The organism is Apilactobacillus nanyangensis (genome assembly GCF_016861915.1).
Lineage (GTDB): Bacteria > Bacillota > Bacilli > Lactobacillales > Lactobacillaceae > Apilactobacillus > Apilactobacillus nanyangensis.
This window is the reverse complement of the sequence record NZ_BOLX01000002.1, coordinates 117,557-128,671: the sequence shown is the minus strand read 5'-3', so window position 1 is coordinate 128,671 and position 11,115 is coordinate 117,557. Positions and strand designations below refer to the sequence as shown.

The window sequence follows — 11,115 nt, the reverse complement described above, 5'->3', positions numbered from 1 at the left end:
GATTATCAATCTTGTTCAGTTTTCAAAGATCTACCTTTTATTAACTTGTTGTCTCAATTGACAACTCATTAATCATAGCAAATTATCAACACAGTGTCAATAACTTTTTTTATTTGCCAACGCTTAAAATCAACTGATTTAACGCGACTTGATTATGATATCAAAATCATCAATCACTGTCAACATCAATTTTTCAAGGTCATTTGAGAAGATTAATCAATCTCTCTCAACAGCAATATTTATACTACCAGGAAGTCTTTTTACGGTCAAGTACTTATTTGAAAATTTCTACTTTGTTTACTAGAACATCTTCAACAGGTTTATCACTTGCATCTACTTTAGCATCTGCAATCTTGTCAACGATATCCATACCCTTAACTACTTGTCCGAATACAGTATGTCTGAAATCTAGCCATGGTGTTCCACCATTCTTAACGTAATAGTCAATGATTTCTTCAGGGAATCCTGCTTCGTTCATTTGATCCATTAGTGTTTCAGGAAGCGTCTTATTTTGTACAATAAAGAACTGACTACCGTTGGTGTTTGGGCCAGAATTAGCCATAGACACAGCTCCACGTACATTGTATAAGTCTTTAGAAAATTCATCATCAAATGGACGATTCCAAATACTTTCCCCTCCTGCACCGGTTGCTGTGGGATCACCACCTTGAATCATAAAGTCTTTAATAACTCTATGGAAAGTTGTTCCATCATAGTAACCAACTTCAGCCAATTTAATGAAGTTTTCTACTGCTTGAGGTGCTTGTTTTTCAAACAAAGCTATTTGAATATCACCATAATTCGTCTTTAGAATAGCCATCGGCTTATATTTATCATCTATACTTAATTGTGGATATTGAGTCATTTTGTCCTCCAAATATTTAATTGCTATATCTATTATAGCTAACGAAGTAAAAATGATTAAGTGTTTTTACTAAATTATTTTAAAAAAACTTTAATGTTATTCATGTAAATTTGTTAAAATATAGTTAAACAACAAAAGGAGAGAGAAATGCAACTTTTAATAGATTTTATATTACACATTGACCAACACATCATTAACTTGGTTAATTATTTCGGTGATTGGACCTACCTATTACTTTTCCTAGTAATCTTCATTGAAACTGGAATCGTAATTATGCCCTTCCTACCTGGGGATTCATTACTATTTGCAGCAGCCGCTATTTCTGCAAATCCAAAATATCACCTAAGTATATTTATATTTATCGTATTATTCTTAATTGCTTCAATTGTCGGTGACTCACTAAACTTCTTCCTTGGAGAAAAAGTTGGTAATAAACTTACTAAGCAAAAACATATTGGTAAGTTCATTAAACAAGAACAACTAGACAAAGCAAAAACATTCTTTGATAAGTATGGTATCTTAGCTATATTTATTGCAAGATTTATGCCAATCATTAGAACATTTGCCCCATTCATCGCTGCCTCAAGCGGTTACAAATACAGCAAATTTGTTAAATACAACATTTCTGCTTGTATCGTGTGGGTACTACTATGTTGTGGTGGAGGATACTTCTTCGGAAACATCCCATTTGTACAAGAACACTTCTCAGTGGTTGTACTTGGTATCATCCTGGTAACTTGTATCCCTGCTTTAGTAGCATTATTCAAAAAAGAAAAGAAAGCATAATAAAAAGGACTCCTAAATCGGGGTCCTTTTTTATTGCATCGATTCATTAATAAATCGTAATAGTATTAAATAAAATACAGTTACAAATATAAATATAAAGATGAAACCAATCATAAAGTACTGATCTGGAAACAGTAAGATGATTGGTTCTTTTTTTGCGTTAAATATCCAATCGTTGTTTCTAAATAGAATTTTATGAAAGAAGATAAAAGCATCATTGAAATCAATTAAAGCAAACACAGCAATGAATACAAAGCATGAATAAATTTGCTTTAAAGCTGATTTCAAAAGCCACAAAAGACGATTTTTTCTTAATTTAATCAATAATTTGATTACTAGTGGTGTCATAACTACCATAAAGAGATTATTTATGAGAATTAACTTTCTAACATCCCCAAAATGAATCCTCACAACATTATTAATTGGCAACGTTGTTTGCATATTACTAATAAAGAATGACTGTAAGTACCTAATAATCAATAAGTAATTATCACTTATTTGTTCCGAACTCATTTTAATATCATGTTGTACGTTTAATACATGCACAACTGACGTATATATAAATGGCATGTTCATAAACAAAAATACCGAGCAAGTCACAAACCACAAAATGATTACTAACGATATTGCTCGATACTTCATAAATTCAATATTCAAATTAAACTTCCCAGTCATCCAATGAATCAATTTGATGAGTTGGTTGTACTTCTTTTTGTGCCACTTGTTCCTTTGTTGATAAACCAGTGTAGACAATTAGGGTATCCATGCCAAAGTTAATACCCGCTGAAATGTCAGTCATGTAGTTGTCTCCAACCATTACCACATCAGATTTACTTAGACCAATCTTATCCAATGCATTTTGCATAATAATTGATTCTGGTTTACCAATCAAAACCGGCTTTTGTTGGGTTGCATATTCAACAAGTTTTACTAATGAACCAGCTCCAGGTTGCATCCCTTTTTCAGTTGGAATATTACTATCTGGATTAGTACCAATAAACTTAGCACCATCCCTTACTAATAGAACCGCCTTACTTAATTTATCGTAAGTAACTGAACTATCTAACCCAACAATTACATAACTTGGGTTATTATCAGTAATTTCAAAACCGTTATTTTGAAGAGCAGTTATTAATCCCTTTTCACCAACTACATAAGCAGTCTTGTCAAATTGGTTACTTTCAGCATCTTTTTTTACATAATCAGCAGTAGCTAGTCCGGCAGTGTAAACATTATCAACACTCACATGAATGTCATGATTATCACCTAGATTTTTAACTACATCCTCTGGCATCTTGGTTGTGTTATTGGTTACAAATAGAAAATCAATCCCATTTGATTGTAGTCTTTCGATAAATCTCTTGGCAGCTGGAATTCTCTTACTTCCGGCATAAATTGTGCCATCAAGGTCAATAAAATAACCTTTATACTTTGTCATTAATATTCTCTCCTAGTCCGTTCTTTGTTTGATTGTAAAGTGTCTCTTACCATGTCCCTTTGATTGGGTCACTGTCACATGTTCTCTTTTATCAACACGAGGCTTTTCATTTGTTACTTTTTCTTTGATAAAGGCATGACGGTTGTTCTTATTAGATGAACGACGACCTCTTCTCTTATTGAAAGAACCATTTGGCTTAGTCTTTACTTCTAAGTTATGCAAGACAAAATAGTCCGCACCCATGTTGGCATATTCATATAAATAATCTTGAATTGCCATAAATTGATTTTGTAGTGGTGTGTTACTACCATCGTCAGAGAAACCCTTTAGTCTCAATACACCATAACCGTAATCACCAACGATAAAGCTGTATCGACTAAAAATGGGATTGTAACTAGCAGTGAAGTCATCAATATTAAAACAGTTGTTACGATTACTGATGATTTCGTATTTGTGACCATTGATTAAAATAGTCTTTTCGTCTTCAAGTTTAATGTTAGCTAGTGGTTTATAGTTACTATTCTTTTCTTCAACTAGCTCTTCAATACTCTTACGATCCAAAATTATCCTCTCCTATTCTAGCGGATATTTCTTTGATAGGTATGATGCGAACACTTCTCTTAGTGTTTGATCATACAAGATATTATTATCACCCTTAATTGCAACCGTTGGGAAGAAAGGAATGAAAATGTAATGATCTAGTAATGCAATTTCATAGTTCTGATTAAAATCAATCAACTTACCATCGAAATAAACATTATTTTGGTCATCAACATCGATTCCATCATAGTTTAATTGGCCAAAGTACTTTCCTCTAAAGCCCATTCCCTTTTGTTCATATGCAATTAGGAATTTCCAATTCTTTTGCATTTCCATTACCATGCGCCATAAGTCACTTCCTGATAATGTTGTCTTAGTTACATGCATGGAATGTGGCAAGATTTGATGTAATTGGTTCTTATCTACAATTCCCTTTGGAATAGCATGTAGAAATAATCCGTTATTAACGATTGCTGCTTTAGTTCCAGCTTTTTCTTTCATCGCAGTTAGAAATTCGCTAACCATTCTTGGCTTACCACGAAGACCATTATCCATTTTTTCATCTAACTTAGCAACTTTAGATTGAGCCAAAATGTCTTGACCACGTTTTTCTAAAGAATCAAGCCACTTACTATCTTGAGGTTCAACCGGTAAGTCACTTGTTTTAACGACACTAGCTTCACTATTGATAACGTGATCTTCTTCTACTTCTAATGTTACTTTTCCAACATAGTAACCATATTTCCCAGCAGCAGCCAATAATGATTGATTATCTCTTTCACCATGTTCAAACAAATGATGAGTATGACTTCCAATGATAACGTCAAAACGTGGAAATTTCTTAGCAATCAATCTATCTTGAGTAACTCCTAAATGTGATAACAATACAAGTACTTCATCATCTTTATCATTATCTAACAATTCCGGAATTTTTTCTTGATCATCGATTGGTGTCCATCCCTCAAGAGTATATGTTGATTGGTATGGGGCTGTTAAACCATAAATCTTGATATGATTACCTGCTGGTGTGTTAATCATCTTTGTTTCGTTAGCCCAACTAGGTCTCTTCTTAGTATCAGAATCAACAATATTAGCTAAAACGACGTCAAAGTTAGCATCATCATACAAATGGTTCAACTGGTCTTTACTATTAGTTAGGCCTTCATTATTACCAATTGTGGCAGCATCATAGCCTATTTCGTTTAACAATTCAACGTTTGCTTTACCGTTGGTAGCATCGGTTAATGGGTCAGCTCTATCTAAAGCATCTCCTAAATCAACGGTAATAACAAAGTAGCCTTCTTTTTCCAACTTTTGTTTTTCGCTAATTAAATATCTTTTTATTCTTGGCCAATTTTCAAAGTGTGAATGTAAATCATTGGTATGTAAAATAGCAATTTTCTCCAAACTTACTTCCTCCTTATCGTCTTTTGGCAAAATCAATTTTCTTTTGTTCCACCATCTTGAAAATATCCCGTTCGCTAAACGGAGCACCAAATGGCTTCTCATAGCCTAAATAGTCTTTTTCTGGACTATCTACCCCAACATTAATATTTTCCTTTACCGGCACTGAATAGTGATGAATATGCCCATGAAGATCAATAATTGGTCCAACCTGGCCCATCATCAATGGATAGTGGGTCATATAGTACTGAGCGTGATTCATCTTAATCAAGGCACCGACATCGTGGAAAGAAAACTTTGGTTTCCCATTTAATTCATAGTTATTTTTCTCAATGAACTTAAACAAAGCTCTACTGTCATGATTTCCTTTAATAAAGACTATCTGTCCATTCAATTGTTTTAAAATATCATAAATTTTTTCATGTGCTTTTCTTTGAGGCTTTTCATGACAGACTGCGATATCACCTAGATGATAAACAATATCACTGTCAGAAACCTCTTCATTCCAGTTTTTAATGATATCGTTATCCATCTCATCCACAAAGAAATATGGTCGTGGCGCGAAATTCTTATTTCCTATCATGTGTTTATCAAGAAAATGCGTATCAGCTATAAAGTATTTCATTCTTGCCACCTACTTCCTTACTAATAGAATAAACTATTATTGACCAAATGAAAAATAAAAAAACAGCTTCAAGCAAACTAACCACTTAATTAAGTAATTAGTCGTTGAAACTGTTTTATTTTTTATACGCGGTCTTTGACAACCTTAAAGATGTATAGAAATACAATCCATACGATTGATCCGATTAATGGAATCATTGTGTCTACTCTAAATAGCAATACAACTGCTACAAATAGTAGGAATGCTAATACAAAGTAACTTGAAAGTGGGAATAAAGGCATCTTAAATGTTAACTTGTCTTCTTCCTTGTTCTTCTTAACAGTCTTTCTGTACTTGATATGTGCAATTACGATTAATCCCCAAATGAATAGGAAGCATGTGGTAGCCACACTTGAAATTAATTGGAAAACACCGTTTGGCATAAATGCGTTTAAAATTAGTGAAATTGCGATAACAGCAATTGAGAATACAATTCCAGCAGCTGGTAAACCATTCTTGGTTAATGAACCAATCTTCTTACCAACCTTATTGCCAGTACCGTAGCATAGTGAGTATGCCATTCTACCTGTTGTGAAGATTGATGAGTTACATGCGGATACAGCCGCAGTTAGAACAACAAAGTTAATGATTGATGCAGCTCCGGCAATTCCAATATTTTGGAATACTTGCACAAATGGACTTGAATCAGCATTGATGTAGTTCCATGGGTAGATGCACATTAATGCAACTAATGAACCAATGTAGAAAATTAAAATTCTTGAAGGTACTTCATTGATAGCCTTTGGAATAACCTTTTCAGGATCATGTGTTTCTGAAGCAGTCATACCAATCATTTCAATTCCAGCGAAACTAAAGATTACCATTTGAAAACTCATTAAGAATCCTGAGATACCATGTGCAAACATCTTGTGACCAAATAAGTTACCAAGACTTGCATGTCCAACTGGAGTCTTGTAATTAATAATTACTAGTACAATTCCTGTTGCGATTAAAGCTAAAATAGCAACAACCTTAATCAAAGCAAACCAGAATTCAGTTTCACCAAATGCTGATACATTAATTGTGTTCAATAGGAACAAAATAATAATGATGATTAAACCAGTTATCCATTGTGGCACACTTGGGAACCAATATTTTATGTACAAACTGGCAGCTGTGATTTCAGCCATGGCAATTGTTATCCAGCAGGCCCAATAAGTCCAACCAGCAACGAATCCCATCTTTTCACCTAAGTACTTTTCAATAAATTCAATATATGAATGACAATCAACGTTTGATAATAATAATTCACCAAGTGATCTCATGATAAAGAATCCGGCGATTCCAGCAATTAAGTAAGCTAAAATAATTGATGGTCCCGCGAATTGGATGGATTCCCCAGCTCCTAGGAACAAACCAGTTCCGATTGTTCCACCCAAAGCGATTAATTGAACATGACGATTTTTTAAACCTCTAGAAAGCTGTTGGCCTTCTTGTTTCGGTGATTCTTGCATTTCATCACCCTCCTCTAAATATTCTATGATGTTAATTATACATATTTTATTTGAACTACAATACGTCTGAACCTTTATAGACTGGCACTTAGCAACGTTTAATCCGCGGCGTTTCAACGTTTGTTCATGTTATTTATATTTAAATGAATTATTTTCATCAATCCATGAAAATAAAAAAGAGACCTTATTCGGTCCCTTTTTCATTATTTTTTAAGACGTTCGATATCTCTAACAATCATTAATTCTTCGTTTGTAGGAATTAATAATGTCTTAATCTTAGCATCGTCAGCACTGATGTCTCTTTCAACGGCACGAATGTGGTTCTTTTCAGGATCAACCTTAACACCGAAGTAGCTTAACTTATCAGCAACTTCTTGTCTGATACCAATATCATTTTCACCAACACCGGCTGTAAATACGATACCATCAACACCGTTCATTTCAGCAACGTATTGACCAACGTATCTAACGATTCTGTTCATGTACATGTTACGAGCTAATTCAGCTTGGTGATTTTCATCCTTAACTGCTTCTAGATCTCTCATATCAGCAGAAACTTCAGATACACCAGCTAAACCTGACTTCTTGTTTAGGATGCTAATCATTTCATTAATATCTGAAATGCCTTCTTTTTCCATAATGTAAGCAAGTAGTGAAGGATCAACATCACCAGATCTAGTAGCCATCATGATACCAGTTAATGGAGTGAAGCCCATTGAGGTATCTAATGACTTACCATGGTCTACGGCACAAATTGAAGCACCGGCACCTAAGTGCATGATAACTAGCTTTAAGTCTTCTAGTTTCTTGCCCATCATTGCTGCAGCACGGCCTGATACGTAACGGTAACTAGTACCATGTGCACCATATTTTCTAGCTTTGTGATCACGGTAGTACTTGTATGGTAAAGCATACATGTAGTTTTCTTCTGGCATTGAAGTATGGAATGAAGTATCGAATACAGCAACACTAATTACGTCTGGCAAAATCTTCTTGAATGCTTTAATTCCTAGAATGTTTGCTGGTTCGTGAAGTGGAGCTAGTTCTGATAGTTCTTCTAACTTACTTAAAACATCATCATCAATAACAACTGAATCAGTGAAGTATTCACCACCGGCAACAACACGGTGACCAACACCTGTGATTTCGTTGTAATCAGCAATAATGTTTAGGCTTAGTAGTTTGTCTAATACAAGTTTGATGGCTTCTTCGTGGTTTTGAATATCCATTGTCTTTTGGAATTTTTCACCATCACCATATTTAATTTCAACATCTGATTTAGTTAAACCAATTCTATCGATTGCCCCGCTTGAAATTAATTTTTCTGAAGGCATTTCGAATAATTTAAATTTTAATGTGGAACTTCCTGCGTTAATTGCAATTGACTTTCCCATAATAGTTCTCCTAACTTTTTTTAGATAATAAATCCTTTTCTTCCCACTCAACTAGTTCTGCTAAGAATTTTTGGAAAGCAGATACTTCGTTAAATGATGGGAACTCACCAATCATAATTTTTTCAACTTGGTGGGCATCTTCACCATGCTTTTGTAGAATCAAAATTGCTTTTTGAGCATTAGCATTATTAAATATTTCTTTTGGTAGATTCAACAATGCTTGAAGATAAGCATTATCTTGAATCCATTTTAACAATGATTTTGATTCCGGCGTGTTAAAGATATTACTTGGTACTAAGAAAACCCCATAACCACCTGGTTTGATATGGTTCATCCCTTGTTCGATTAACAAGTGGTGAGCATATGAATGACCATCTGTTGATCTTGTCTTATAGTTAGTGGTATTTTCATCAATCGGATAATACCCAATTGGTAAATCAGAAATTACTAGATCTGCATCATCTACCAAAATATTGGCAACTGAATCTTGGTAAATAAGTTCAGTATTTTTATCGTTTCTTTGCATTTGTGAACTTATGCTTGAAACGGCTAACATGGAATCATCATTATCAATTCCGATAGCATGCAAATCAATATCCTTAACTGCATCCTTCAATTGATTCATAACCGTAGTTAATAGGTTACCCATTCCAACGGATAAATCCAGAATCTGTAGATGCTTGGCATTCTTAACTAATCTAATAACTAAGTAGCCCATAATAGAAGCTATTGTATCAGGTGTTATTTGGTGATTTGCTTGAATAGCATCCTCTTTGGTTGCCTTAATCATGCAAATTTGAATTGCCTTTCTTACAGTTTCTGCATCCATAGATTGATAATCTACGTCTCGGTATAATCCTTCTAACTTAGAAACTGTGTCACTATCTGGTATACCATCTTCAACATGAACTTGTCCGTCATTGATAAGGTTATCTCCAGTCTCAATGAATGCATCAAGATATGATACCCCTAGCTTGTCTTTCAAGATTTCAGCTGAAGAATTGAAAACTTTAAACAGAGTTTCTGTATCTTTCTCAGTCAGCACACTCAACTCCCTTAAAAGTATTATCACTTAATAACAACTTTCATATTACCAGATTTTTATAAGAAAATTCAAGATAAACCATTAATAACTTGCATATAAATTGTCGTTACTCATAACTTTTTATCATTTTATCTATGGTCTGCATTTCAGCATTATATTTTTCGTATTTTATCAATAAGAAAATCGATAAAACAGATAAAATGATAATTGCAATTAATGTTGCTGATCCACGTTTTTTATTCATAAGATATAGAGCTCACATCCTCATAAGTTTCATTATTGCTGAACACTACTTTAATCATCAAATGCTTTTTAACTTCCTTAAAAGAAGCAAATTTGACCTCATCTAAAATTGGTGCATAGCCACCATTGGCACCTGAGATAATTATTAAACTATTATACTGAAACATCCGATAGTCTTTTCCAGAATCTTTACTAGTCATTCGTACTAAATATGCAGCTACTTTCCCATTTAAAACATATCGTTTTTTTGATGATTCTAAATTATTCAAAAAAAGTTGAAAATCCACTGCATGACTATTTTTTTGATTATACGATTTTTTTAAAGGATTAATCAAAGTAATCGTAAAAGCAATTAATCCTAAAATCACCAGTGAAATAATTGTTTCAATAATCGTAAAGCCCTTTTTTCTTTTCATAATCTATTCTCTTTTGTATTAATAAACTTCTTGCTTTACCAAGACTAGTATACATATATTGATTGGCTTCACAGAAAAAAATCATCCCAACTGAAATCAACGTCAATGCGGTAATTGAATCAATCATAATAAAGCCTCTATTCATAATACTTTTCATACAGTTTATAAGTTCCCCCGCCTAGTTGTACTTTCAAAAGATAACGTGTATTCGTTTTTTTCGAAAACCACTCGTATGTTTGTGGTGCAGAATATCCATCACTATTAACCATTATTAAGAATGCCGGTTGAACTGACAAACTATTAGGCATTCGAAGTCTCATGTGCTTTCTAAAGTTATAAAATACAACGTCGTGACCATCAACATATATCTGAGTTGACACATGTTTGTATTCGTTGGTTTCAATTGTTCGTCTCCAGTAAGCCTTAAAATTTGTCCAAAATTCTTCTTCCAATTCTTTATCGTTAACATGGACCCCATCATATAAAAAAATACTTAGCGACATAAAAAAAGTGCTAATAATTAAAACAATTAGCATCTCAATTGTTGTAAATGCTCGTTTATTCTTTTGATACAGCCTTATTGTCAACAATTTGAATGCCCTCTTCTTGAGCTTGGTCTGCTTGTTTTTGGGTTAAATAACCATTTTTAACAAGTGCATCCATACTTACATCAGATTGATTATCATCTGAAACAAATGAATCAATTTGTCCTTGAACTAGTGTCTGCATTGCGTGCACGTGTATGTCAGTTGCGTGTTTTCTTTGACCTGAAACATTTGGAATAACAATCAAAATTAATAACGAGATAATAAATAGTACAATTGTCATTTCAATTAATGTAAATCCTGATTTTTTCTTGTTCATTT

General features: G+C 33.5%; 14 protein-coding genes. 1 reads left to right on the top strand and 13 read right to left on the bottom strand.

The genetic code is table 11. The features are described from left to right. Positions 1–274: 274 nt before the first annotated feature. Positions 275–865: a peptidylprolyl isomerase gene (locus JUD45_RS00990; protein ID WP_138726910.1), complete on the bottom strand. Its 591-nt coding sequence runs from the start codon at positions 863–865 to the stop codon at positions 275–277. Positions 866–1,012: 147 nt separating this feature from the next. Between JUD45_RS00990 and JUD45_RS00985 the strand changes: the two genes are divergently transcribed. Beyond that, on the top strand, positions 1,013–1,651 hold the full coding sequence (locus tag JUD45_RS00985) for a VTT domain-containing protein (RefSeq protein WP_138726911.1): 639 nt from the start codon (positions 1,013–1,015) through the stop codon (positions 1,649–1,651). A gap of 30 nt (positions 1,652–1,681) precedes the next feature. Here JUD45_RS00985 and JUD45_RS07080 read toward each other — a convergent pair whose 3' ends face one another. The 12 genes from JUD45_RS07080 to comGC all read right to left on the bottom strand — a co-directional run bounded on the left by JUD45_RS07080 (position 1,682) and on the right by comGC (position 11,113). Further along, entirely contained in the window at positions 1,682–2,293 is a 612-nt protein-coding gene (locus tag JUD45_RS07080) for a TIGR01906 family membrane protein (protein WP_190238366.1), read from the bottom strand. A 16-nt stretch (positions 2,294–2,309) separates the two neighbouring features. Further along, positions 2,310–3,089 carry a TIGR01457 family HAD-type hydrolase gene (locus tag JUD45_RS00975; protein WP_187156046.1) on the bottom strand — a complete coding sequence of 260 codons (780 nt, stop codon included), beginning with the start codon at positions 3,087–3,089 and terminating at the stop codon, positions 2,310–2,312. A 12-nt stretch (positions 3,090–3,101) separates the two neighbouring features. Continuing rightward, positions 3,102–3,650: a YutD family protein gene (locus JUD45_RS00970; RefSeq protein WP_034532203.1), complete on the bottom strand. Its 549-nt coding sequence runs from the start codon at positions 3,648–3,650 to the stop codon at positions 3,102–3,104. A gap of 12 nt (positions 3,651–3,662) precedes the next feature. Then, a complete protein-coding gene (locus JUD45_RS00965) occupies positions 3,663–5,036 on the bottom strand; it encodes a bifunctional metallophosphatase/5'-nucleotidase (RefSeq protein WP_225424293.1) in 1,374 nt (457 codons plus the stop codon). Between the two features lie 13 nt (positions 5,037–5,049). Continuing rightward, positions 5,050–5,658, bottom strand: a complete 609-nt coding sequence (locus tag JUD45_RS00960) for a metallophosphoesterase (RefSeq protein WP_138726915.1) — start codon at positions 5,656–5,658, stop codon at positions 5,050–5,052. Positions 5,659–5,780: 122 nt separating this feature from the next. Then, positions 5,781–7,151 carry an amino acid permease gene (locus tag JUD45_RS00955; protein ID WP_138726916.1) on the bottom strand — a complete coding sequence of 457 codons (1,371 nt, stop codon included), beginning with the start codon at positions 7,149–7,151 and terminating at the stop codon, positions 5,781–5,783. Between the two features lie 203 nt (positions 7,152–7,354). Beyond that, positions 7,355–8,545, bottom strand: a complete 1,191-nt coding sequence (locus JUD45_RS00950) for an acetate/propionate family kinase (RefSeq protein ID WP_054608076.1) — start codon at positions 8,543–8,545, stop codon at positions 7,355–7,357. Between the two features lie 10 nt (positions 8,546–8,555). Continuing rightward, positions 8,556–9,590: a class I SAM-dependent methyltransferase gene (locus JUD45_RS00945; protein ID WP_138726917.1), complete on the bottom strand. Its 1,035-nt coding sequence runs from the start codon at positions 9,588–9,590 to the stop codon at positions 8,556–8,558. Positions 9,591–9,826: 236 nt separating this feature from the next. After that, entirely contained in the window at positions 9,827–10,249 is a 423-nt protein-coding gene (locus JUD45_RS00940; RefSeq protein WP_203619470.1) for a competence type IV pilus minor pilin ComGF, read from the bottom strand. Then, positions 10,218–10,376, bottom strand: coding sequence for a hypothetical protein (locus tag JUD45_RS00935; RefSeq protein WP_187155746.1), 159 nt, complete (start codon positions 10,374–10,376; stop codon positions 10,218–10,220). Before JUD45_RS00935 ends, JUD45_RS00940 begins: the two co-directional genes overlap by 32 nt. A gap of 10 nt (positions 10,377–10,386) precedes the next feature. Next, positions 10,387–10,752, bottom strand: a complete 366-nt coding sequence (locus tag JUD45_RS00930) for a hypothetical protein (protein WP_138726919.1) — start codon at positions 10,750–10,752, stop codon at positions 10,387–10,389. Positions 10,753–10,807: 55 nt separating this feature from the next. Then, positions 10,808–11,113, bottom strand: coding sequence for a competence type IV pilus major pilin ComGC (gene comGC / locus JUD45_RS00925; protein ID WP_138726920.1), 306 nt, complete (start codon positions 11,111–11,113; stop codon positions 10,808–10,810). Positions 11,114–11,115: the final 2 nt, after the last annotated feature.